At 72.6% G+C, this 23,986-nt stretch carries 19 protein-coding genes; 11 read left to right on the top strand and 8 right to left on the bottom strand.

Going from position 1 to position 23,986, the window contains the following annotated elements; all coding sequences use genetic code 11:
- The first annotated feature begins 37 nt into the window (after positions 1–37).
- Positions 38–1,564: a class I adenylate-forming enzyme family protein gene (locus BJ999_RS24010; protein ID WP_179835370.1), complete on the top strand. Its 1,527-nt coding sequence runs from the start codon at positions 38–40 to the stop codon at positions 1,562–1,564.
- Positions 1,565–1,604: 40 nt separating this feature from the next.
- Here the strand turns inward: BJ999_RS24010 and BJ999_RS24005 are convergent, their stop codons facing one another.
- Positions 1,605–2,063, bottom strand: a complete 459-nt coding sequence (locus tag BJ999_RS24005; protein WP_179835369.1) for a hypothetical protein — start codon at positions 2,061–2,063, stop codon at positions 1,605–1,607.
- 1,416 nt (positions 2,064–3,479) lie between these two features.
- On the opposite strand from BJ999_RS24005, the gene argG reads away from it, so the two are divergent.
- Positions 3,480–4,928: an argininosuccinate synthase gene (gene argG, locus BJ999_RS24000; RefSeq protein ID WP_179835368.1), complete on the top strand. Its 1,449-nt coding sequence runs from the start codon at positions 3,480–3,482 to the stop codon at positions 4,926–4,928.
- 28 nt (positions 4,929–4,956) lie between these two features.
- Here the strand turns inward: argG and BJ999_RS23995 are convergent, their stop codons facing one another.
- Positions 4,957–5,703 carry an aquaporin gene (locus BJ999_RS23995; RefSeq protein WP_179835367.1) on the bottom strand — a complete coding sequence of 249 codons (747 nt, stop codon included), beginning with the start codon at positions 5,701–5,703 and terminating at the stop codon, positions 4,957–4,959.
- A 111-nt stretch (positions 5,704–5,814) separates the two neighbouring features.
- Complete coding sequence (locus BJ999_RS23990) at positions 5,815–6,369, bottom strand: Rv1733c family protein (protein ID WP_179835366.1); 555 nt, start codon at positions 6,367–6,369, stop codon at positions 5,815–5,817.
- A gap of 107 nt (positions 6,370–6,476) precedes the next feature.
- Between BJ999_RS23990 and BJ999_RS23985 the strand changes: the two genes are divergently transcribed.
- Positions 6,477–7,328 (top strand): universal stress protein, encoded by an 852-nt coding sequence (locus BJ999_RS23985; RefSeq protein WP_179835365.1) that lies wholly within the window; start codon positions 6,477–6,479, stop codon positions 7,326–7,328.
- 7 nt (positions 7,329–7,335) lie between these two features.
- Here the strand turns inward: BJ999_RS23985 and BJ999_RS23980 are convergent, their stop codons facing one another.
- Positions 7,336–7,926, bottom strand: a complete 591-nt coding sequence (locus tag BJ999_RS23980; protein WP_218935197.1) for a TetR/AcrR family transcriptional regulator — start codon at positions 7,924–7,926, stop codon at positions 7,336–7,338.
- Positions 7,927–8,019: 93 nt separating this feature from the next.
- On the opposite strand from BJ999_RS23980, the gene BJ999_RS23975 reads away from it, so the two are divergent.
- On the top strand, positions 8,020–8,679 hold the full coding sequence (locus BJ999_RS23975; RefSeq protein ID WP_179835364.1) for an HAD family hydrolase: 660 nt from the start codon (positions 8,020–8,022) through the stop codon (positions 8,677–8,679).
- On the opposite strand, the gene dmpG is transcribed toward BJ999_RS23975, so the two are convergent.
- From dmpG to BJ999_RS23960, 3 genes are read right to left on the bottom strand one after another with little or no spacing between them, the layout of a single operon-like run.
- Complete coding sequence (gene dmpG / locus BJ999_RS23970; protein WP_179835363.1) at positions 8,674–9,705, bottom strand: 4-hydroxy-2-oxovalerate aldolase; 1,032 nt, start codon at positions 9,703–9,705, stop codon at positions 8,674–8,676. The two genes, BJ999_RS23975 and dmpG, sit on opposite strands and share 6 nt — an antisense overlap.
- The gene (locus BJ999_RS23965) at positions 9,702–10,652 is read right to left on the bottom strand and encodes an acetaldehyde dehydrogenase (acetylating) (protein WP_179835362.1); all 951 of its coding nucleotides are present in this window, start codon (positions 10,650–10,652) and stop codon (positions 9,702–9,704) included. The genes dmpG and BJ999_RS23965 overlap by 4 nt, the downstream gene beginning before the upstream one ends.
- Positions 10,649–11,446 carry a 2-keto-4-pentenoate hydratase gene (locus BJ999_RS23960; protein ID WP_179835361.1) on the bottom strand — a complete coding sequence of 266 codons (798 nt, stop codon included), beginning with the start codon at positions 11,444–11,446 and terminating at the stop codon, positions 10,649–10,651. Before BJ999_RS23960 ends, BJ999_RS23965 begins: the two co-directional genes overlap by 4 nt.
- 95 nt (positions 11,447–11,541) lie before the next feature.
- Between BJ999_RS23960 and BJ999_RS23955 the strand changes: the two genes are divergently transcribed.
- A complete protein-coding gene (locus tag BJ999_RS23955; protein ID WP_179835360.1) occupies positions 11,542–12,288 on the top strand; it encodes an IclR family transcriptional regulator in 747 nt (248 codons plus the stop codon).
- Positions 12,289–12,301: 13 nt separating this feature from the next.
- Here the strand turns inward: BJ999_RS23955 and BJ999_RS23950 are convergent, their stop codons facing one another.
- On the bottom strand, positions 12,302–15,154 hold the full coding sequence (locus BJ999_RS23950) for an FAD-binding and (Fe-S)-binding domain-containing protein (protein ID WP_179835359.1): 2,853 nt from the start codon (positions 15,152–15,154) through the stop codon (positions 12,302–12,304).
- Positions 15,155–15,348: 194 nt separating this feature from the next.
- On the opposite strand from BJ999_RS23950, the gene BJ999_RS23945 reads away from it, so the two are divergent.
- From BJ999_RS23945 to BJ999_RS23920, 6 genes are all read left to right on the top strand, one after another.
- Entirely contained in the window at positions 15,349–16,587 is a 1,239-nt protein-coding gene (locus BJ999_RS23945) for an MFS transporter (RefSeq protein ID WP_229810710.1), read from the top strand.
- A 15-nt stretch (positions 16,588–16,602) separates the two neighbouring features.
- The gene (locus tag BJ999_RS23940) at positions 16,603–20,295 is read left to right on the top strand and encodes a nitrate reductase subunit alpha (protein ID WP_179835358.1); all 3,693 of its coding nucleotides are present in this window, start codon (positions 16,603–16,605) and stop codon (positions 20,293–20,295) included.
- A complete protein-coding gene (narH, locus tag BJ999_RS23935) occupies positions 20,295–22,037 on the top strand; it encodes a nitrate reductase subunit beta (RefSeq protein WP_179835357.1) in 1,743 nt (580 codons plus the stop codon). The genes BJ999_RS23940 and narH overlap by 1 nt, the downstream gene beginning before the upstream one ends.
- Positions 22,034–22,720 carry a nitrate reductase molybdenum cofactor assembly chaperone gene (gene narJ / locus BJ999_RS23930; RefSeq protein ID WP_229810711.1) on the top strand — a complete coding sequence of 229 codons (687 nt, stop codon included), beginning with the start codon at positions 22,034–22,036 and terminating at the stop codon, positions 22,718–22,720. Before narH ends, narJ begins: the two co-directional genes overlap by 4 nt.
- Positions 22,717–23,490: a respiratory nitrate reductase subunit gamma gene (gene narI, locus BJ999_RS23925; RefSeq protein WP_179835356.1), complete on the top strand. Its 774-nt coding sequence runs from the start codon at positions 22,717–22,719 to the stop codon at positions 23,488–23,490. Before narJ ends, narI begins: the two co-directional genes overlap by 4 nt.
- Before the next feature lie 95 nt (positions 23,491–23,585).
- Positions 23,586–23,975: a hypothetical protein gene (locus tag BJ999_RS23920; RefSeq protein WP_179835355.1), complete on the top strand. Its 390-nt coding sequence runs from the start codon at positions 23,586–23,588 to the stop codon at positions 23,973–23,975.
- Positions 23,976–23,986 lie beyond the last annotated feature (11 nt).

The following is a 23,986-nucleotide window of genomic DNA, read 5'->3' as shown; positions in this document are numbered from 1 at the left end:
CTCCCTGACGAATGCCACCGGGACGAGGGAAGGCGACATGCGGGCATTGACGGTCGGCGGAGCGCTGGAGGCCGCGGCGACGCGGGACGAGGCGTTCCTGTACGACGGCGACGGCACCATCACGTTCGGCGGGTTCGACGGGCTCGCCGACCGGGTCGCGGCGGGCCTGCTGGCCCGCGGCGTCGGAAAGGGCGATCGGATCGGCCTGCTCGGCCCCAACACCGCGCAATGGCTCGCGGTGTTCTTCGGCGCGGCCAGGATCGGCGCCGTGGTCGTCCCGCTCAACGTCCGCTACCGGGAGCAGGAACTGGCCTACATGCTCGGCCAGAGCGGCGCCCGGCTGGTCGTCGGCGTCGACGCCGTGCCCGACTTCGACTTCGCCGCGTACTTCGAGTCGTCCGGCATGCCCGCCGTGCACTTCGGCGCGGGCTTCGACGCCCTGGCCTCGACCCCGGCCCCGCCGTCCCTCACCGCGGCCCGCGCCGCGGTGGATCCGGACGACCCGCTGATGATCCTCTACACGTCCGGCACCACGGGACGCCCCAAGGGCGCCGTCATCACCCATCGGAGCATCCTGGCCTCGGCCTCGGCCCAGGCTGACCACTTCGGGATGACCGGCGAGGACGTCCTGCTCGGCCACCTCCCGTTCAACCACGTCGGCGGGATCACCTGCACCATCATGGCCGCGCTGGTCAGCGGCGGCTCGGTCGCGCTGCTGCCCGCGTTCTCCCCGGACGCCGCGCTGCGCGCCGTCGAACGGCACCGGGTGACGTTCCTCGGCGCCGTCCCCACGATGTACGTGCTGATGCTCGGCCGCCCCGACTTCGCCGAGCACGACCTCTCGTCCGTCCGGCTGTGCATGGCGGGCGGCTCCAACGTGGAGCCCGCGCTCGCCGACGCGATCCGCCGCGGCTTCCCCGGAGCGCCTCTCTACGGCCTCTACGGCCTGTCCGAATCCTCGGGGGCCTGCGTCCTGTCCCCGATGGACGACGACCCCGAGACGGTCTCCCGGACCCTCGGCGCGATCATCGGCGACTTCGAGGCGCGCGTGACGGCCCCCGACGGGACCGTCCTGCCGCCGGGGGAGACCGGCGAGCTCCAGATCCGCGGCGCCTGCGTCGCCGCCGGCTACTGGGACATGCCGGACGAGACCGCCGAGGTCTTCCTGCCGAACGGCTGGCTCGCCACCGGGGACATGGTCGCCGGGGAGCCCGACGGGCACCTGGTCCTGCGCGGCCGCAAGAAGGAGATGTACATCCAGGGCGGCTTCAACGTCTACCCGGTCGAGATTGAGAACGTCCTGACCGCCCACCCGAAGGTCGCGATGGCCGCCGGGATCGGCGTCCCCGACACGATCCTCGGTGAGGTCGGCCGCTTCTACGTCGTCCCGCGCCCGGGCGCCGAACCGCCCACCGCCGACGAACTGACCGCCTACTGCCGCGACCGCCTGGCCGACTACAAGGTCCCCCGCCAGTTCGTCATCACCCCTGACGTTCCGCTGACCCCCGTAGGCAAGATCCACAAAGCCCTCCTGCAGGAACGCGACCACTCCGCGGCGACCTGAGCCCGGCGCCGGGGAGCAGCGGCCTCCCCGGCTGCCGGGCCTAGCAGTGCGCGTGGACGTCGAGGATGGCCTGGGCGAGGGTCTCCGAGGCGGGCGCGTTGACGAGCCTCCACTGCGCGGCGCAGGGGATGAGCGCCCACCATTCCTTGGTGTGGGTGCCCCACCAGCACAGGACACCGAAGCGGGCATGGAGGTAGGCGATCGTTTCCGTGTGGGGCGTGCCGGGGCCGGGCGGCGGGATCGGCAACGCGGTGCCGTCCCTCACCGGACGGCGCGCCCGGGCGGCGAGCGCGGCCGCCACGTAGGGGGTGAGGATCCGGGTGATCCGCTCGGCCGCGCGGGCCGGGTTGGTGTGCGGGGCCAGATCCTCACCCGTGCTCGACCGGTACCACCAGGCGTCGGACGTCGATCCGGGGGCGAGCGTGACGCTCTCCCCGAACCCCGGGACGGCCGGGTCGAAGACGCGCAGGAGCGGGAGGGGCCCGTCGTAGCGCGTCACGGCCTTCCAGCCCTCCCGGACGACCTCCTGTGCAAGTCGGTCAAGATGGCTTGTAATGGAGGAAGTTGAGACTGGGGCCTGCAGATTCTTCGGTTCGATCCACCCCATTACCGGCGCACCCACTTACGGGGGTCGGGTCTCGGACGGCAGGCCGCGCGGCTGAGCTCGTTGGTGAGCGCCTTGCGGAGCTCTTCGGCGGTGTTGCATATAACGGTCGGGTCAATGCCGGCCTTTGGGTCGTGCAGGGTGGCGACCCAGTCGCCGAGCCTCCCGTCGTAGCGCGTGGCGCGCCAGATTCGGTGGCCTTGGAAGTCCTCGCGGAGACGGGCTAACGCCTGGTCAGCGGGGTTGACGGGCGTGTCCATGATCAGTTCAAGCTTCCGTTGGTGTGGTTGCTCTCCGTTACCGTCCTCAATCTTCCCGTGACCGGGTCGACTTTTGGAAGAGCGGGGAGCCCAACAGATGGAAAGCTCTCGGCGCCGTTAGAAAACACATCGCTTTCGGGTCGCCCGTGTTTCCCGTCCCCGCTGCCCCGCAACCGCGGGGTTCCGTGTACCTCCGGCTGCTTTGGCGGTGAACGCCTGTTTGCCGAACCGACTCCATCTCGTTTCCCTCCGTTCCGTGCAATCCGGTGTAACCGGACAATTCTCCGTCGGATGTCGGCGCCCGGGGGATCACTGGAGTGGGGCCCGGGGTTCGGACGGCTCCGCAATGGAACGCCTCCTCTGCTCGTGCGACCGGCTTCCGGCAGCGCCATGAACCAGGGAACGCGAGGCCGCGCAGAATGTAAGGCGATCGGCCACAAGCGGTCATTCTCGGGTTTCGGAATGGCGCATTACGGTCATTCCCATTTCGCATGTGAAACTTGCGCGGCAAGTGTTGGTGTCAGGGTCGATGATTATTAACCGGCCGCGCGTGGATCGGCATCTCGATGGGACGAATATGCGACGAATGAAGCATCTCGCATTGAGGCTTGAGTCCATGCCGCTTCGCGTACTTGCGTTCACGGCCGGCCGCCTGGTAAGCGGCGAACCGTGAAAGCCGAATGATCCGCACGCGCGAAACCGGTGCGAACTCGGAGACGAGTGATGGAACGGTGCCTTCAGGGTCGCGCTGATGCGGCGGCCCATACATGAGGCGGACGACTCGCCGAGTAAGAAACGAGGTATCCGCTGGTCAAGCTCTTCCGATGGATGTGGGGCCTGTCCTTCGCCGCGTGGGGATCGAGTTTCACCGTGTGGGGACCGAGGTCGGCCGGAGCGCTCGCCTCGCGCTGATTCCTCGTTCCTGTGAACGCGCATCGGGCCGGGGCCGGCCCCGGAAGCGACGCCCCGACGCCCGGCCCGCCCGGTGGGGTGCGGGCGAGCCTGAAGCACCGCGTTGCATGTTCATGCAGGAGCGTGCATACTTGTGCTCATGTCCAAAGTGCTGACCTCCCTGCCCGTCGGTGAGCGCGTCGGGATCGCCTTCTCCGGTGGCCTCGACACTTCGGTGGCGGTCGCGTGGATGCGCGACAAGGGCGCGGTGCCGTGCGCCTACACCGCCGACATCGGGCAGTACGACGAGCCCGACATCGCGTCCGTGCCCGGCCGCGCCGCCAAGTACGGGGCGGAGGTCGCGCGCCTGGTCGACTGCCGGGCCGCCCTCGTGGAGGAGGGGCTCGCCGCCCTGGCGTGCGGCGCGTTCCACATCCGCTCCGGCGGCCGCAGCTACTTCAACACCACCCCGCTCGGACGGGCCGTGACGGGGACCCTCCTGGTCCGCGCCATGCTGGAGGACGACGTCCAGATCTGGGGCGACGGCTCGACGTTCAAGGGCAACGACATCGAGCGGTTCTACCGGTACGGGCTGCTGGCCAACCCGTCCCTGCTGGTCTACAAGCCCTGGCTCGACGCCGACTTCGTCACCGAGCTCGGCGGCCGCACGGAGATGTCGCAGTGGCTGCTCGCCCGCGGCCTGCCCTATCGCGACAGCGTGGAGAAGGCCTACTCGACCGACGCCAACATCTGGGGCGCGACCCATGAGGCCAAGGCGCTGGAGCACCTCGACGCCGGGATCGAGATCGTCGATCCGATCATGGGCGTGCGGTTCTGGGACCCCGCCGTGGAGATCTCCGCCGAGGACGTCACGATCGGCTTCGAGCAGGGCCGCCCGGTGACGATCAACGGCAAGGAGTTCGGGTCCGCCGTCGACCTGGTCCTGGAGGCCAACGCCATCGGGGGGCGGCACGGCATCGGGATGTCCGACCAGATCGAGAACCGCGTCATCGAGGCCAAGAGCCGCGGCATCTACGAGGCGCCCGGTATGGCGCTGCTGCACGCGGCCTACGAGCGGCTCGTCAACGCGATCCACAACGAGGACACCCTCGCCACCTATCACAGCGAGGGGCGGCGGCTCGGCCGGCTCATGTACGAGGGACGCTGGCTGGACCCGCAGGCGCTGATGCTGCGCGAGTCGCTGCAGCGCTGGGTCGGGACCGCCGTCACCGGCGAGGTCACCCTGCGGCTGCGGCGCGGCGAGGACTACTCCGTCCTCGACACCGCCGGGCCCGCCTTCAGCTACCACCCCGACAAGCTGTCCATGGAGCGCACCGAGGACTCCGCCTTCGGCCCCGTGGACCGGATCGGCCAGCTGACCATGCGCAACCTCGACATCGCCGACTCGCGCGCCAAGCTGGAGCAGTACGCCGGGCTCGGCATGGTCGGCAGCGCGCACCCGGCCCTGATCGGCGCCGCGCAGGCGGCCTCGACCGGGCTGATCGGCGCGATGCCGGCGGGCGGCGCGGAGGCGATCGCCTCCCGCGGCAAGGACTCCCGGGACGCCGAGGTGCTCGACCGCGCCGCCATGGAGTTCGGCACCGACTGAGCCGCGCCCCGCCGGGCCGCCGGTGGAGCTAGGGGGCCTCGTCCTCCTGCACGGGCGGGAGCGGGGTCTCCTTCTCCGGCGGCCCGACCAAGCCGTGCAGCGCCGCGGCCACCACGGCCCCCACCAGGGGCGCGACGATGAACAGCCACACCTGCGACAGGGCCGTCCCGCCCACGACGACGGCCGGCCCGAGGCTGCGGGCCGGGTTGACCGAGGTCCCCGTGATCGGGATGCCGATGAGGTGGACGGTCGTGAGGGCGAGGCCGATGCCGACCCCGGCGACGGACGGGATGGCCGCCGTGCTCGTCATGGACAGGACGATGAACACGAACAGGGCGGTCAGCACGACCTCCGTGAGGAACGCGCCGCCCATGTCGATGTGGATGAGGCTGGCGTCGCCCCACCCGTCCGCGCCGAGGCCGGTCACGGAGCGGGCGTAGAGCGGCGAGCCGGAGAAGGTCGCCCACAGCAGGAGCGCGCCCAGGATGCCGCCGGCGAACTGGGCGATCCAGTAGCCGACGGCGTCGAGCGGGGGGATCCGGCGGGCGAGCAGCACGCCCAGCGTGACGGCCGGGTTGATGTGGCAGCCCGAGATCGGCCCGATCGCGTAGACCAGGACGAGGAGCACCAGGCCGAAGGCCAGCGCCGTCGCGACGACGCCCGCCGAAAGGCTGCGCCCGGCGACGCCGAAGCCGAACGACAGGGTCGCCACGCCCACCGCGAAGTAGACCAGGAGCAGCGTGCCCATGAGCTCCGCCGCGATCCTCCTGTACACGCGCTCACCTTCCCCCGAGGATCTGATGCCCTCGGCCTACCCCCGGGGGCGAAGAAGATCATCTCGGCGTGATCGCCGTGACCCAGAAATGGGGGCGGCTTGGGGAACCGGTCAGGCGTGCTGGGCCAGGCTGGTCCAGCTCTCGTCCCAGAGGGCCTCGCGGCGGCGGTCGCAGCGGCGGCGGACGAGGAGGTAGGCGGCCAGCAGAGGGGCCCCCACGGCGACCGCGGCCGTGGCCGCGGCCACCGCGGTGGTGGCCAGCGTGGCGGTGCGGGTCTGAGGGTGCTGGATCGGATTGCCCGCCGCGTCCACCCAGATGCGCTGCTCCATGCCCGGTCTGACGGACTTGTCGGCCGGGACGACGGTGGTCCGCATCCGGCCGTCGAGGGACGTCCAGGCCAGCTCGGCGTAGGTGTGCCGCACGCCCGCGCCGCCCTGGGAGTCGGTGTGGACGACCTGCGCCGTGACGCGGTGGACGTTGCGGTGCTCGGCCCGGACGCCGCTGCGGTGGGCGTCGACGGCCAGGAGCGCGGACGCGGGCGGGGCGAGCACCGTGAACAGCACCGCGGCGGCGACGCCGACCTTCCATTGGCGGCGGTCGACGCCGCGTCGCAGATCGTTGCGGTCGAAGCCGAAACGGCGGCGGACCCGTCCTAGCCTTCTCATTGACTCCTCCTTCGTCCGTGACAGTAATCGCTCCGGGAAGCGGTCGCGCACGCGCCTCTTCTGGTGCGCCGGCGAAGCGCGCAGACTGGCAGGAGGAGGGCAGGCACATGAAGGGCGTGGAGAACGACGAGCAAGGGCACGTCCTGTTCGGCTACGACGGGACGGCGGAGAACGACACGGCGCTGCGCTGGGCGATCGAGGAGGCCCGGCTGCGCGGCCTCGACCTGGTGATGTGCCACTGCTGGCACTGGCCCTACCCGGAGGAGTACGAAGACCCGCACGGCGAGGCGGTCATGAGGAGGGTCGGGGAGAACCTGCTGGAATGCGGCACGCGGCGAGCGCGCGAGCTGGGGGCGACCGGCGCGGTGCGCGGCCGCCTGGTCCGCGGTCCGGCCCGCGGCGCGCTGCTGCGCGAGTCCCGAGAGGCGCAGCTGTCGGTGATCGGGGCACCCGGGCGGCTGGACGAGGGCGCGGGGGTGCTGGAGCTCGCGGCGGGCGCCTCCCGCCCCGTGATCGTCGTCAAGGACGGGACGGGCCCCCGCCGGGTCGTGGCGGGCGCCGACGGGACGACGTGGTGCGACCCGGCGCTGGGCTTCGCCGCCGCCGAGGCGGCGCTGCGCGGCTGGGAGCTGCGCGTGGTGTACGCGTGCTGGGAGCCCGCCGCGGTCGACGCGGAGGAGCTGGGGCTGTTCCACGACAGGGAACTGCTGGAGAAGACGCGCGCCGCCGAGCTGGAGGCGGCCGTGGCGCCGTGGCGCCAGCGGTACCCGGGGCTCGACATCCGGGTCTCGCTGCTGCTGGAGCCCCCCTTGGCGGCGCTGTTCGACGCCGCCGACGACGCCGGGCTGCTGGTCCTGGGAGACCGGGGCGCCGGGATCGCCCGGCTGGGCTCGACCAGCACGGCGGTGCTCCGGCATGCCCGTCGCGCCGTCGCGATCGTCCCCGCGCGCCGGGACTGAGCGCCGGTCAGGAGTCGGCGGCAAGAGCCTCGGTCGCGTGCAGGGCCGGGTCGGCAGGCAGTTCGGGGTCGAGGATCAGCTGGAGCATCAGCCCGTCCAGCATCGCGGTGAAGAGCATGGCGGTGCCCTCGCGGCGCTCGGGGGGCCAGGAGGGGCGCAGGTGCTCCAGCCGCGCGGCGATGCGGGCCCGCACCTCCCGCGACCAGTCCCGCCGCTCGGCGCCCATCCGCGGGTCGCGCAGCGCCCGGACCAGCAGTTCGGCGGCGAGCCTGAGGTTGCGCTCCCCGGCGAGCATGTCCAGGACGCGCTCGCGCAGTGCCCGCAGGGCGGCCGCCGTGTCCGGCGCGGCGACCAGCGCGTCCACCACCGGGTCGACGATCGTCTCGCTGGCCCGCTGCGCGACGGCGACGTGCAGCCCCGGCAGCCCGTTGAAGTAGTGGTGGAGCAGCCCCGGCCGGATCCGGGCCCGGTCCGCGACGGCCCGGGCCGTGAGCGCGGCCCAGCCGCCCTCGGCGAGCAGGTCGAGACCGATCCCCACGAGCTGCTCCCGGCGTGCCAGGCCGCGGGGTGTCGACGCGCGGGGCTCCTCGTGGGTCATCACGCCACGCTATCCCAACGCTTGCACCGTGCAACCGATCGAGATCGGCGCGGGCCGCCGATTCCCCGGAGACGGACGGGGTAGGGCCGCTGCATGATCGATGCGGTGCTCTTCGACGTCGACGGCACATTGGTCGACACCAACTATCTGCACGCCACCACCTGGTGGCAGGCGTTCCTCCAGCACGGGCACACCGTCCCCATGGCGGACGTGCACCGGGCGGTCGGCATGGGTTCGGACAAGCTGCTGGACCACCTGCTCCCGGACGACCGGGATCGGGACGCCGACGACGGAATTCGCACCGCGCACACGGCCCTGTACGCCCAGTACTGGTCGCGGCTCCAGGCCTTCGACGGCGCCGCCGACCTGCTGCGGGCCTGCTCCGGGCGCGGGAGCCGCGTCGTGCTCGCCAGCTCGGCCGCCGCGCCCGAGCTGAAGGCGCTGCGCGCGGCGCTGGACGCCGACGACGCGATCGACGACGCCACCTCCGGCTCGGAGGTGGAGGCGACCAAGCCGGCGCCCGACCTCGTCCGGCTCGCCCTGGAACGCGCCGCGGTGCCCGCCGCCCGGGCCGTGTTCGTCGGCGACACCCGCTGGGACGTCGAGGCCGCCCGGCGCGCGGGGATGCCGTGCGTGTGCGTCCTCACCGGTGGCTGGGGCCGCGCCGAGCTGGAGGAGTCGGGCGCGGCGGCCGTCTACGACGACCCCCGCGCCCTCCTGGAGGACCTGGACCGCAGCCCGCTCGCGCTATGACGCGCGGTCGCGCTCGGCGGCGAGCTGGAGCGCCACGTCGATGATCATGTCCTCCTGGCCGCCCACGTAGCCGGCCTCGCCGACCTTCTGCAGGATCTCGTGCGCCGGGACGCCGTAGCGCTCGGCGGCCCGCTCGGCGTGCAGCAGGAAGCTGGAGTACACGCCCGCGTACCCCTGCGTGATCGCGCCGCGGTCGGCGAACGGCAGCCGGTGCAGGAACGGCTTCACCACGTCGTCGGCCGCCGCCAGCGCGCCCTGCACGTCCACGCCCGTCGGGACGCCGAGCCGCTCGAAGGTCGCGACCAGGACCTCGGTGGGGGAGTTGCCGGCCCCCGCGCCGAGAGCGCACAGCGCGCCGTCGATCTGCCGGGCGCCGTTCTGCTGTGCCAGGACGGAGTTGGCCACGCCGAGGGAGAGGTTCTGGTGGCCGTGGAAGCCGACCTGCGCCTCGTGCCCGATCTCCTTGACCAGCGCGCTGATCCGCTCCTGCGCCTCGCCGAGGACGAGGGCGCCGGCGGAGTCGACGACGTAGACGCACTGCGCGCCGCCGTCCACCATGATCCGGGCCTGCCGCGCCAGCTCCTCGGGGCGCACCCGGTGCGACAGCATGAGGAACCCGACGGTCTCCATGCCGAGGTCGCGGGCGGCGGCGAAGTGCTGCAGCGACACGTCCGCCTCCGTGCAGTGCGTCGCGACCCGGGCGACGGACGCGCCCGCGTCGTGCGCCATCCTCAGGTCGTTGACCGTGCCGAGCCCCGGCAGCAGCAGGACGGCGATCTTGGCCCGGGCGGCCTCGTCCACGGCGGCGGCGACGAGCTTGACGTCGTCCTCCAGCGAGAAGCCGTAGTTGAAGGACGACCCGCCGAGGCCGTCGCCGTGGGTGACCTCGATGACCTCGACGCCGGCGGCGTCCAGGGCGTGCACGACGCCCCGGACCTGCTCCTCGGTGAAGCGGTGCGCCATCGCGTGGCTGCCGTCCCGCAGCGTGGAGTCGGTGATCCGGATCTTCTCGCTGACGTCGCTCATATCGAGGCCTTTCTCCGCGCGAGCTGCTCGCCGACCCTGGCTGCGGCCGCGGTCATGATGTCGAGGTTGCCGGCCCACGGCGGCAGGTGGTCGCCGTTGCCGCGGACCTCCAGGAACACCGCGACGCGGGCCATCCCGTTCCAGATGTCGCGGGGCTCGTCGAACTGGGGCTCGACCCGCAGCGTGTAGCCGGGGACGTAGGCGGCGACCTTCGCGACCATCTTCTCGACCGACTCCGCGATGGCCTTGGTGTCGGCGTCGGACGGGATCGCGCAGAACACCGTGTCCCGCATGATCATCGGCGGGTCCACCGGGTTCAGGATGATGATCGCCTTGCCCCGCCCGGCGCCGCCGACCTGCTCGATCGCGCGGGCCGTGGTCTCGGTGAACTCGTCGATGTTCGCGCGGGTGCCGGGCCCGGCCGAGCGGGACGCGATCGACGCGACGATCTCGGCGTACGGCACGGGCACCACCGAGGACACCGCGTGCACGATCGGGATCGTCGCCTGCCCGCCGCAGGTGATCATGTTGAGGTTGGGGGCGTCCGACAGCGAGTCCAGGTTCACCGGCGGGCACACCAGGGGGCCCGTCGCGGCCGGTGTCAGGTCGATCGCCGTGATCCCCGCCTCCTCGTAGCGGGGCGCGTTGGCCAGGTGCGCCTTCGCCGACGTCGCCTCGAACACCAGGTCGGGCAGCGTGGGCTGCTTCAGCAGCCACTCCACGCCCTCCGCCGACGCCTCGACGCCCATCTTGCGGGCGCGCTCCAGGCCGTCGGACCCGGGCACCACCCCGACCATCGAGTGGACGTCGATCAGCTCGCTGCGCTGGAGCTTGACCAGCAGGTCGGTGCCGATGTTGCCCGGCCCGACGATCGCCGCCGTCAGCCTGCCCGTTCCCGTTCCCTGCGAGGGGGCGGCCCCCCGCGTCCCCCGGGTCGCTTCGTTCATGTCAGCTCCTCCCTTCCGAACCGAGCGGTCACCGAACCGATCCCGGCGAACGTCGCCGTCAGTGTCTGCCCGGGCGCGACCGGTACGGCCGCGGTGATCGAGCCGGGCAGGACCACGTGCCCGGCCTCCAGGCTCACGCCGCGCTCGCCGAGGACGTTGGCCAGCCAGACCAGCGCGTTGACCGGCGAGCCGAGGACCGCGCCGCCCGCGCCGGTGTCGATCAGGTCGCCGTCGCGGCGCAGCAGGCAGCCCATCAGCGACAGGTCCTGGTCGTCCAGCCGGACCGGGCGGGTGCCGAGCACGACGCCTCCGCTGGAGGCGTTGTCCGCGATCGTGTCCGGAAGGGTGATCTTCCAGTCCGCGATGCGGGAGTCGATCACCTCCAGCGCGGGCAGCACGTACTCGACGGCCGCGACGGCGTCCGCCGTCGTGGCGCCGGGACCGGCCAGCGGGCGGCCCAGCACGAACGCGACCTCCGGCTCGATCCGGGGCTGCAGGAACCGGCCGGTGTCGATCGGGGCGCTCTCCGGCAGGAACATCGTGTCCAGCAGCACGCCGAAGTCCGGCTGGTCCACGCCCATCTGGCGCTGCATCGCGGCCGAGGTCAGGCCGACCTTGTGGCCCTTGATCCGCGCGCCGGCGGCCGTCCAGGCCTTGACCTGGGCGAGCTGGACCGCGTAGGCGTCGGCCACCGACATGTCCGGATGGTCCTTCGTCAGGGGCGAGATGGGAGTGCCGGTGGCGTACGCGTCGAGCAGCGCGGCCGCGGCCTTCTCCACGGAACCCGGGTCCATGGGGCCGTCCTTTCGTTCGTATGGGCAGGCCGAGCCTCTCCCGCCCGGGCCCCCGCGGGCAACGCGGCCGTCCCGCGTGGTGGGACACTTCTTCCATGCCGTCCGTTCCGTCCGAGGAGAGCTTCCTGCGCCGCGTCGTCGCGGTGCTGTCGGCGTTCCGTCCGGAGGACGACGGCCTGGGCGCCGCCGAGCTGGCCCGCCGCAGCGGCCTGCCGAAGTCGACCGCGCACCGCATCGCCCTCGACCTGGTGGACGCCGGGCTCCTGGAGCGCCGGGGCCCGCGGGTGCGGCTCGGGCTGCGGCTGTTCGAGATCGGGCAGCGGGTCCCGCGCCAGCGGGTGCTGCGGGACGCCGCCGTCCCGTACATGTCGGACCTGCGGGAGGCGACCCGGCAGACCGTCCACCTCGCGGTGCTGGAGGGCGGTGAGGTGGTCTACGTGGAGATCCTCGGCTCCTCCGGCGGGCCGCGGCTGCCGTCGCAGGTGGGCGGGCGGCTGCCCGCGCACGTGACCGGGGTGGGCAAGGCGATCCTCGCGTTCTCCCCGCCGGAGGCGGTGCAGCGGGTGCTGGAGTCGGAGCTGGTCAAGGCCAGCGAGCGCAGCGTGACCGCGCCGGGGTTGCTCGCCCGGGAGCTGGAGACGATCAGGCGGGAGGGCGTCGCCTACGACCGGGAGGAGTCCGGCCGCGGGATCGTCTGCGCCGCGAGCCCCGTCCTCGGCCCGGACGGCCTGGTCCTCGGCGCGCTGTCGGTGTCGGGCTGGGCGACCCGGATGCGGCTCGCCGCCGTCGCACCGGCCGTGCACACCGCCGCGCTCACCCTGTCGCGCACGCTGGGCGGTTAGCCGCGCCGGGCGGTCAGCGCCCCGGCAGGCGCCGGGCCAGGAGCTGGGCGAGGTGCTCGCCGTCGCGGTGCGCCAGCTCGCGCAGCTGCGTGCGGCAGCTGAACCCGTCGGCCAGGATCACGGCGTCCTCCCCGGCCGCGCGGACGGCCGGGAGCAGCCGCTGCTCGGCGACGGCGACCGACACCTCGTGGTGGCCCTTCTCGACGCCGAAGTTGCCGGCCAGCCCGCAGCAGTCGCCGAGCCGCTCGACGCCCGCGCCCGCCTTCCGCAGCAGGTCGGCGTCCTTCGCCCAGCCCATGACGGCGTGGTGGTGGCAGTGCGGCTGCGCGATCCCGGTGACGCCGGACAGGTCGGGCGGCGTCCAGTCCGGTGTCTCGGCGAGCAGCTCGGCCAGGGTGCGGGTCGCGGCGGCGACCTCGCGGGCGGCGGCCGCGTCCACGCCCCTCAGCAGCTCCTCGGCGTCGGACCGCAGCACCCCGGTGCAGGACGGCTCCATGCCGACGACCCTGGCGCCGCGCCGGACGTGGGGGAGCAGCGCGCGGACGGTGCGGCGCGCCTGCGCCCGCGCCCCGTCCAGCTGCCCGGTGGAGATCCACGTGATCCCGCAGCACACGGGGCGCTCGGTCACCGTGACGCGGTAGCCGGCGTGCTCCAGCACCTGCACGGTCGCCCGGCCCACCTCCGGGGAGAACGCGTCGGTGAAGCTGTCCACGAACAGGACGACGTCGCCGTTGCGGCCCTCCGGGCTGCGGTGGGAGGCGAACCAGCGCCGGAACGTCACGGGCGCGAGCGCGGGGAGCGTGCGCCGCCGGTCGATGCCCGCGCCCCAGGCGAGCAGCGGCTTCAACGCGCGCGACCGCATCGCCGCGTTGACCGCCTTGACCGCCGCGGGCGCCCTGGCGGCGAGCCGGGTCCAGAGCGGGAGCCGGCCGAGCGCGTAGTGGGACCGCGGCCGGATCCGCCCCCGGTACCGCCGGTGCAGCGCCTCCGCCTTGTAGGAGGCCATGTCGACGCCGGTCGGGCAGTCGGACGCGCAGCCCTTGCAGGCCAGGCACAGGTCGAGGACGTCGTGCAGGGCCTCGGACCTCCAGCCGTCCGGGCCGAGCTTCCCGCTGACGACCTCCTGGAGGACCCGGGCCCGTCCGCGCGTGGAGTCCTTCTCCTCCCGGGTCGCCAGGTAGGACGGGCACATCACGCCGCCCGCCCCGGTGTTGTCGGCACGGCACTTGCCCACGCCGGTGCAGCGGTGCACGGCCCGGGACAGGTCGCCGCGGTCGTCCCGGTAGGCGAGACCGAGGCCCCGGTCCAGCGGGATCGTCTGCACGGCGCGCAGGTCGGCGTCCACGGCCGCCGGGCGCACGATGATGCCGGGATTGAGTACATCGTCCGGATCGAAGACGTCCTTGACGGCCGAGCACAGCGCCAGCGCCCCGGCCGAGTACATGTGCGGCAGCAGCTCGCTGCGGGCCCGCCCGTCGCCGTGCTCGCCCGACATGGTGCCGCCGTGCCGGGCCGCCAGTGCGGCCGCGTCGTTCAGGAAGTCCCGGAAGACGCGCGTCCCGCCGGTCCGTCCGAACGGGAAGTCGATGCGGACGTGGATGCACCCGTCGCCGAAATGGCCGTACGGGACGCCGAACAGGTCGTAGCCGGCCAGCAGCGTCTCGAACTCCCGCAGGTACGCGCCGAGCCGCTCGGGCGGGACGGCCGCGTCCTCCCACCCGGCGTGCGCCTGCTCGCCGGCGGGCGTGCGCGCGACGAGCCCGGAGCCGTCCTCGCGGATCCGCCACAGCGCGTCGGCCAGCGCCATGTCCTCCACGAGAGCCGAGTCGGCGCAGCCGGACGCGGCGATGATCTCGCGCGCCGTGGAACGCGGCGCCCCCGGCTCGGATCCGGCCAGTTCCACCAGCAGCCATCCGGACCCGGACGGCAGCGGCGGCACCGCGCCGGCGCCCCGCCGCTCCCGCACGACGTTCACGATCCGCGAGTCCAGCCCCTCGCACGCGACCGGGCCGTGCGGCAGGATCGCCGGGACGGCGTCGGCGGCCTCGGCCATCGACCCGTATCCGAGCACCACGAGCGCCCGGTGCGCGGGCTCCCGGACCATCCGCACCCGAGCCGCCAGCGTCAGTGCGAGCGTTCCCTCGCTTCCCACCAGCGCGCGGGCGACGTCGAAGCCCTTCTCCGGCAGGAGGTGCTCCAGCGAGTAACCGGAGACCTGCCGGCCGAACCGCCCGAACTCCGTCCGCACGAGGGCCAGGTTCTCACCGACCAGCCCCCGCAGCCGCTCCAGCAGGACGCTGCCGGGGCGCGCCCCCGGCACGTCGCCGAGCCGCAGCCGCTCCCCGGATCCGGTGACGACGTCGAGGCCGAGCACGTTGTCGCTCGTGCGCCCGTAGCCGAGCGCCCGCGACCCGCACGCGTTGTTGCCGATCATCCCGCCGAGCGTGGCGCGCGTCCGGGTGGACGGATCGGGCCCGAACCGCAGCCCGTGCTCCGCCGCCGCCCGGTGCAGGCGCGCCTGCACGATGCCGGGCTCCACCAGCGCCGTCCCCGCCTCCGGGTCGATCTCCAGCACCCGGTCGAGGTGCCGGCTCACGTCGACGACGACCCCGGGCCCGACCGCGTTCCCCGCGATGGACGTCCCGGCGCCCCGCATGGTGAGCGGCACCCCGGCGTCGCGGCACACCGCGAGGACGGCCGGCAGCTCGCCCGTCTCACGGGGCGTCACCACGACCCGCGGCGGCACCCGGTACAGGGAGGCGTCCGAGGAGTACAGGGACCGCGCGAGCGCCGAGTCGTCCACCCCGCTGACCCCGGCCGCCCGCAGCGCCTCCACCAGCTCGCCGTGCTCACGATGGTCGGTCACGGTGACAACGGTAGGTCATGGTGCGGGACGCCGGTCGCCCGGCGGCCCCGACCGCCGGGCCCGCCGTCGGGACCAAGGTCCCTACCGCGCGTCACCGAGCTCCACGAGGGTGGTGCGGCGGAAACCGATCATGGGTGTCCGCAGGACGCGCAGGGAAGGCCCACCGAAATCGGGCTGACGGAGGCAGGAGCACGGTGACTGGGACACGCCGGACGGCGGAAGCGGGCCCCGCGGAGACCGGGCGGGGCGGCGGCGGGCGGCCGATGGTCATGCTGGCGGTGGCCACGATCGGGTTCGCGGTGAACTTCTGGGCGTGGGCGCTGCTGAGCCCGCTCGGCCCGCGGTTCAAGGACTCGCTGGAGCTGTCGTCGTTCGAGCAGTCCCTGCTCGTGGCCGTGCCCGTGGTCGTGGGCTCGCTGGGACGCATCCCCGTCGGCGCGCTGACCGACCGGTTCGGCGGCCGGGCGATGTTCCCCGCGGTCTCGCTGTTCACCATCGTGCCCGTCCTCTACCTGGGCCTGGCCGGGCACTCCTCGCTGGCGTCGCTGCTCGCGGGCGGGTTCTTCCTCGGCATCGCCGGCACGACGTTCGCGGTCGGGGTCCCCTTCGTCAACGCCTGGTTCCCGCCCGAGCGGCGCGGGCTGGCGATCGGGATCTTCGGCGCCGGGATGGGCGGCACCGCGATCAGCGCTCTGACGACGGTCAAGGAGGTCGACAGGTACGGGATGGAGTTCCCGTTCGTGGTGATGGCCGTGCTGCTCGCCGTGTACGCGGCGGCCGCCTGGCTCGTCCTGCGGGAGGCCCCCGGGCGGACGGCGCCGGCCGAGCCGCTCGCGAAACGGCTGGTCGCCACGGCCCGGATGGGCGTGACCTGGCAGATGTCGGCGCTGTACGCGGTGGCCTTCGGCGGCTACGTCGCGTTCTCGGTGTACCTGCCGACGTATCTGAAGACGCAGTACGGGCTGTCCCAGGCGGACGCCGCGAACCGGATGGCGGGGTTCGTCCTGCTGGCCGTCGTGATGCGCCCGCTCGGCGGATGGCTGTCGGACCGGGTCGGCGCAGCCCGGGTGATGGTCGTGGCCCTGGCGGTGACGGTGGCGGGCGCGGCGGCGCAGGCGTCCGCGCCGCCGCTGACGCCGCTCGGGACGATCGCGTTCCTCGCCATGGCCGCCGCGCTCGGCGCCGGCAGCGGGGCGACGTTCGCGCTGGTCGCTCAGCTCACCCCGGTGAGCAAGGTCGGCGCGGTCACCGGCGTCGTCGGCGCCGCGGGCGGACTCGGCGGGTTCGTCCCGCCGCTGGTGATGGGCTTCGTCTACGGCGCCTACGGCTCGTACGCCGCCGGACTGGTTCTGCTCGCGCTCGTGGCCGCGGCCGCCGCGCTGTTCACCGCCACGGTCGTCCGGCGCGCCGCGCCGGGCCGCCAGGACGTATAGGGAAGGGAAGCGGAGTTGAGCTCGACCGATGGCCGGCCTGGCCTGGACGGCCCGCTGGAAGACGCACTGGTGGGCACGCGGAGGTACTTCACCCGCGCGCGGATCTCGCCCGATCTGCGGACCATCACCAAGAAGGGCGGGCGGCAGGCGGACGCGTTCTACCGTGACCGCTGGTCGCACGACAAGGTCGTGCGCTCCACCCACGGGGTGAACTGCACCGGATCGTGCTCCTGGAAGGTGTACGTCAAGGACGGCATCATCACCTGGGAGGCGCAGCAGACCGACTACCCCTCGGTGGGACCCGACCGTCCCGAGTACGAGCCGCGCGGCTGCCCCCGGGGCGCGTCGTTCTCCTGGTACACCTACTCGCCGACCCGCGTGCGGTACCCGTACGTGCGCGGTGTCCTGCTGGAGATGTACCGGGAGGCCAAGGCCCGCACCGGCGACCCGGTGACCGCGTGGCGCGCCATCGTCTCCGACCCGGAGAAGGCCCGCGCCTACAAGGGCGCGCGGGGCCGCGGTGGCCTCGTCCGCGCGACGTGGGACGAGGCCACCGAGATGATCGCCGCAGCGCACGTCCACACCATCGGGGAGTTCGGCCCCGACCGGATCGCCGGCTTCTCTCCGATCCCGGCGATGTCGATGGTGTCGCACGCGTCGGGCGCCCGGTTCGTGTCGTTGATCGGCGGCACGATGCTGTCGTTCTACGACTGGTACGCCGATCTGCCGGTGGCGTCCCCGCAGGTGTTCGGCGACCAGACCGACGTCCCGGAATCGGGCGACTGGTGGGACGCTGGCTACCTGATCATGTGGGGCTCGAACCTGCCGGTGACCCGCACCCCGGACGCGCACTGGATGACCGAGGCCCGCTACCGGGGCCAGAAGGTCGTGGCCGTCTCCCCGGACTACGCCGACAACGTCAAGTTCGCCGACGAGTGGCTGGCCGCCCAGCCCGGCACCGACGGCGCCCTGGCGATGGCCATGGGGCACGTCATCCTCAAGGAGTTCTTCGTCGACCGGCAGGCGACGTACTTCGCCGACTACGTCAAGCGCTACAGCGACCTGCCCTTCCTCGTGCGGCTGGAGGAGCGCGACGGCACCTGCGTCCCGGGCAAGTTCCTCACAGCGGCCGACCTGCCGGGCGCGGAGGCGGAGTCGGAGAACGCCGCGTTCAAGACCGTGATCCTGGACGCGAACACCGGGCATCCGCTGGTGCCGAACGGGTCGCTCGGATTCCGGTACGGCGACGCCGGCGTGGGCAGGTGGAACCTGGACCTGGGCGACGCCGACCCGCTGCTGTCGGTCGAGGGCGGCGAGACGGTCGAGATCGAGCTGGCCCGGTTCGACGGCGTCGACGGCGCCCCTGGAACGCTCCGCAGGGGCGTGCCGGTCCGGGAGGTCGGCGGCCATCTGGTCACGACCGTGTTCGACCTGCTGCTCGCCCAGTACGGGGTGAGACGGGCCGGGCTGCCCGGTTCGTGGCCTTCCGGCTACGACGACGCGTCGGAGCCGGGCACACCGGCCTGGCAGGAGACGGTCACCGGCGTCCCCGCGCGGGCGGCCGAGCGGATCGGGCGGGAGTTCGCGGCGAACGCCGAGGAGTCCCGCGGCCGGTCGATGATCATCATGGGCGCTGGCACCAACCACTGGTTCCACTCCGACACCATCTACCGGACGTTCCTCGCGCTGACCACGCTGACCGGCGGGCAGGGCGTGAACGGCGGCGGCTGGGCGCACTACGTCGGGCAGGAGAAGTGCCGCCCGGTGACCGGGTGGGCGCAGCTGGCGTTCGGGCTGGACTGGTCCCGCCCGCCCCGCCAGATGATCGGCACCGCCTTCTGGTACCTGCATTCCGACCAGTTCCGCTACGACCAGTTCGACGCGGGCACCCTGTCGGCGGCGACGGGCGGCGGGCAGCTCGCCGGACGGTCCACGGCCGACGTGATCGCGCAGGCGGCACGGCTGGGCTGGATGCCGTCCTACCCGACCTTCGACCGCAACCCGCTCACCCTCGCCGACGAGGCGGAGGCCGCCGGGAGGCCGGCCGGCGAGCACATCGTGGACGAGCTGAAGGCGGGCCGGCTGAAGTTCGCCTGCCAGGACCCCGACGCCCCGGAGAACTTCCCCCGTGTCCTGACCGTGTGGCGCTCCAACCTGCTGGGCTCGTCCGCCAAGGGCAACGAGTACTTCCTCAAGCACCTGCTCGGCGCCGACGACGCCGTACGGGCGGAGGAGACACCGCCGGACGAACGCCCGAGGGAGGTCGTCTGGCGGGACGAGGCCCCGGCCGGGAAGCTGGACCTGCTGCTGTCGCTGGACTTCCGGATGACCAGCACCACGGTCTACTCCGACATCGTGCTGCCGGCCGCGACCTGGTACGAGAAGCACGATCTCAACACCACCGACATGCACCCGTTCGTGCACTCGTTCAACCCCGCGATCGCGCCGCCGTGGCAGACCCGGAGCGACTGGCGGGCCTTCCAGGACATCGCCGTCCAGTTCAGCCGGCTCGCCGAACGGCATCTGGGCGTCCGCAAGGACGTCGTCGCCGTGCCGCTGCTGCACGACACCCCCGACGAGATGGCCACCCCCCACGGACGCGTCGCCGACTGGGCCGAGGGCGAATGCGAGCCCGTCCCCGGAGTGACGATGCCGAAGCTGGTGACGGTGGAGCGCGACTATCCGGCCGTCGCCGCGAAGATGACCGCGCTCGGCCCGCTCGCCGAGCGGCTCGGCGCGACCACCAAGGGCGTCACGTTCGACATGGAAGGCGCGGTCGAGTACCTGAGGCACAAGAACGGCGTGGTGCGGGGCGGCCCGGCGGACGGGCGTCCGTCGCTGCGGCGCGACGTGCACGCCTGCGAGATGATCCTGGCGATGTCCGGGACCACGAACGGGCAGCTCGCCACCCAGGGATTCCGGGCGGTGGAGCGGCGCACCGGGCAGCGCCTCGCCGATCTGGCCGCCGAGCACGAGGGCAGGCAGATCACGTTCGCCGACACCCAGGCGCGTCCCGTGCCCGTCATCACCTCCCCGGAATGGTCGGGGTCGGAGGCCGGCGGGCGCCGGTACTCGCCGTTCACGATCAATGTGGAGCGGCTCAAGCCGTGGCACACCCTGACCGGGCGGCAGCACTTCTACCTCGACCACGACTGGATGGCCGAGCTGGGCGAGCAGCTGCCGACGTTCCGCCCGCCGCTCAACATGTCCGCCCTGTTCGGCGAGCCCGAGCTCGGCGAGACCGGCGAGCTGGGGCTGACCGTCCGCTACCTCACCCCGCACAACAAGTGGTCGATCCACTCGGAGTACCAGGACAACCTGTTCATGCTGTCGCTGTCGCGCGGCGGCCCGGTGATCTGGATGAGCGGGGTGGACGCCGCGAAGATCGGCGTGCGCGACAACGACTGGATCGAGGCGGTGAACCGCAACGGCGTCGTCGTCGCCCGGGCGATCGTGTCGCACCGGATGCCGGAGGGCACGGTGTACATGTACCACGCGCAGGACAAGCTGATCGACGTCCCGCGGTCGGAGACCTCCGGCCGCCGCGGCGGCATCCACAACTCGCTGACCCGGCTGCTGATCAAGCCGAGCCATCTCATCGGCGGGTACGCGCAGCTGTCGTTCGCGTTCAACTACCTCGGCCCGACCGGCAACCAGCGCGACGAGGTCACCGTCATCCGCCGCCGCTCCCAGGAGGTGCAGTACTGATGCGGGTCATGGCGCAGATGTCGATGGTGATGAACCTCGACAAGTGCATCGGGTGCCACACCTGCTCGGTCACCTGCAAGCAGGCGTGGACCAACCGCAGCGGCGTCGAGTACGTGTGGTTCAACAACGTCGAGACCCGGCCCGGGCAGGGCTACCCTCGGCGGTACGAGGACCAGGAGCGCTGGCGCGGCGGCTGGACGCTGAACCGGCGCGGCCGGCTCGCCCTCAAGGGCGGCGGCCGGCTCCGCAAGCTCCTGACGATCTTCTCCAACCCCAAGCTGCCCGGGATCGACGACTACTACGAGCCCTGGACCTACGACTACGAGACCCTCACCGACGCGCCCCTGCAGGAGCACACGCCGGTCGCACGGCCGAAGTCGCTGCTGTCGGGCAGGGACATGAAGGTCTCCTGGTCGGCGAACTGGGACGACGACCTCGGCGGTTCGGTCGAGCACGGTGCCAAGGACGTCCTGCTCAAGGAGATCTCCGACAAGGTGAAGATGGAGTTCGACAAGACCTTCATGTTCTACCTGCCGCGGATCTGCGAGCACTGCCTCAACCCCAGCTGCGCGGCGTCCTGCCCGTCCGGCGCGATCTACAAGCGGACCGAGGACGGCATCGTGCTGGTCGACCAGGACCGCTGCCGCGGCTGGCGGATGTGCGTGTCGGGCTGCCCGTACAAGAAGGTGTACTTCAACCACCGCACCGGCAAGGCCGAGAAGTGCACGTTCTGCTTCCCGCGCGTCGAGGTCGGCATCCCCACCGTCTGCTCGGAGACCTGCGTGGGACGGCTCCGCTACATCGGGCTGATCCTTTACGACGCCGACAAGGTGCTGGAGGCCGCGTCCACCCCCGACGACACCGGGCTCTACGAGGCGCAGCGGCAGGTGTTCCTGGACCCGAGCGACCCGGAGGTCGTGGCGGCGGCCGAGCGCGACGGCATCCCGGCCGACTGGATCGAGGCCGCGCAGCGCTCCCCGATCCACGCACTGATCAACACCTACAAGGTGGCGCTGCCGCTGCACCCGGAGTACCGGACGATGCCGATGGTCTGGTACATCCCGCCGCTGTCGCCGGTCGTGGACGTCGTCCGCGACACCGGCCACGACGCCGAGGACGGGGGGAACCTGTTCGCCGCGATCGACGCGCTGCGCATCCCGGTCGAGTACCTCGCCGAACTGTTCACCGCCGGGGACACCGCCCCGGTGGACGCCGTGCTGCGGCGCCTGGCCGCGATGCGGTCCTACATGCGCGACATCAACCTCGGCCGCGAGCCCGACGACACGATCCCCCAGGGGGTCGGGATGTCGGGGGAGGCGATGTACGACATGTACCGGCTGCTGGCGCTGGCCAAGTACGACGAGCGGTACGTGATCCCGCCCGCGCACGCCGAGCAGGCCCACGGCCTGGAGGAACTGGCGACGGAGTGCGCGCTCGACTACGAGGGCGGACCGGGAATGGGCGGAGCCGGGCTGGGCGGCGGCTCGGGGCCGTTCGGCGAGGCGTCCGGCGGTGCCAGCCCCATCGCGGTGGAGAACTTCCACATGCTCAGGGAGCGGCAGACCTCCGACAGCCCGGTCGACCCGGCCGACAAGCACACGCGCGTCAACCTGCTCAACTGGGACGGCAAGGGCGCCCCCGCCGGACTGTTCCCCGCCCGCGACGACGACGAGGGCCCGGTCCGGGAGGGCGGCGACCCGTCCGCGGACTCGGACGACGCCGGAACGGAGCCCAGGCCGTGAAGATCAGACCCGCGAACAAGGCAGGTCTCACCGACACCGAGCTCGCCACCGCCTGGCAGGTCGCCTCGCTGCTGCTCGGCTACCCCGACGAGGAACTGCTCGGGCGGCGGCCGCTGCTGCGCCGGGCCGTGGCGAGCCTGCCCCCGCCGGCCGCGGAGCCGCTGAGCCGCGTCCTCGACCATCTGGACGCCACCCCGCCGCGCGAGCTGGCGGCCGACTACGTCGCCACGTTCGACCACCGCAAACGCTGCTGCCTCTACCTCACGTACTACGCCTACGGGGACACCCGCAAACGCGGCATGGCCCTGGTGCGGTTCAAGCAGGCGTACCAGGCGGCCGGGCTCGGCCTGGACGAAGGCGAGCTGCCCGACCACCTGGCCGTCGTGCTGGAGTTCGCCGCCACCGGCGACCTCGCACAGGGACGCCGGCTGCTCCTGGAGCACCGCGCCGGCCTGGAGATCCTGCGCCTGGCCCTCAGCGAGTCCGGGTCGCCGTGGAAGGCCGTCCTGGACGCCGTCACGGCCACGCTGCCGCCGCTGACCGGGCGGGCCGAGGACGCCGTGGCCCGGCTCGTCGCCGAAGGCCCGCCCGAAGAGGAGGTCGGCCTCGCCCCCTACGGCGCCGACGCGACCGCCATGGGGCCGGTCTTCCTGCCCGATCCCGTTCTTGGAGCCCGCTCATGACCAGTGACCTGCCCGTTCTCGCCGCCGAGAACGGCGGCGACCCCGGCGTCGCCGGCATCCTCCTCTGGGTCGCCCTGCCTTACGTCGCCCTGGTGGTGTTCGTCCTCGGGCACATCTGGCGCTACCGCTACGACAAGTTCGGCTGGACGACCCGCTCGTCCCAGCTCTACGAACGGCGGCTGCTGCGCATCGGGAGCCCGCTGTTCCACTTCGGCATCATCCTCGTGGCGCTCGGCCACGTCGGCGGGCTGCTGATCCCCGACGACTGGACGGAGGCCGCCGGCGTGACCGAGGGCATGTACCACGTCGTCGCCGTGGTGCTCGGCACCGTCGCGGGCTTCTGCACCCTGGCCGGACTGGCGATCCTGATCTACCGTCGCCGCACGGTCGGGCCGGTGTTCTCCGCCACCACCCGCAACGACAAGCTCATGTACGCCGTCCTGGCGTTGACCATCGTCCTCGGCCTGTCCGCGACCGTCGTCGCGAACATCGTCGGAGGCGGCTACGACTACCGGGAAACGGTCTCCCCCTGGTTCCGGTCGATCTTCTACCTGCGGCCCGACCCCGACCTGATGACCGGTGTGCCGATCCTGTTCCAGCTCCATGCGATCAGCGCGCTCGTGCTGTTCTCCATCTGGCCGTTCACCCGCCTGGTCCACATGCTCACCGCGCCCGTCGGCTACCTGACCCGCCCCTACATCGTCTACCGCAGCCGTGACGAGCAGCTCGGCATGCACCGTCCCCGCCGGGGATGGGAGCGGACCACCTGAGGCGCCCGGGTCTTCGCCGGACACCGCCGGGGCGGGCGGTAACGTCCGGGGCGACCCGTCCCACCACCTGCCCGGTCCGTCCTCGGAGGCCCCTCGTGCTCGCCGTCACCACCGCCGACGTGCGGATCTTCCTGCATGTGCTCGCCGCGACGATCTGGGTCGGCGGGCAGATCACCCTCGGCGCGCTCGTGCCCGCGCTGCGCGGCCACGAGGGCGTCACCAAAGCCGCCGCCCGCCGGTTCAACACGATCGCCTGGCCCGCGTTCGCCGTCCTCGTCCTCACCGGCGTCTGGAACATCGTCGCGGACGACCTGGAAGGCGCCGCCCAGCGCACCCTGGAGGTGAAGCTGGTGTTCGTCCTGCTGTCGGGCGTGGCCGCGTTCCTGCACACCCGCGCCACGTCCAAGGCCGGGCTCGCCGCCTGGGGCGCGCTCGGGGCCCTGGGCGCGCTCCTCGCGCTGTTCTTCGGCGTCCAGCTCGGCTGACGCCCGCCGCC

This window comes from Actinomadura citrea (assembly GCF_013409045.1).
In the GTDB taxonomy this organism is placed as follows: Bacteria; Actinomycetota; Actinomycetes; order Streptosporangiales; family Streptosporangiaceae; genus Spirillospora; species Spirillospora citrea.
The sequence above is the reverse complement of the archived record's forward strand: the minus strand, read 5'-3'. Positions and strand labels throughout refer to the sequence as shown.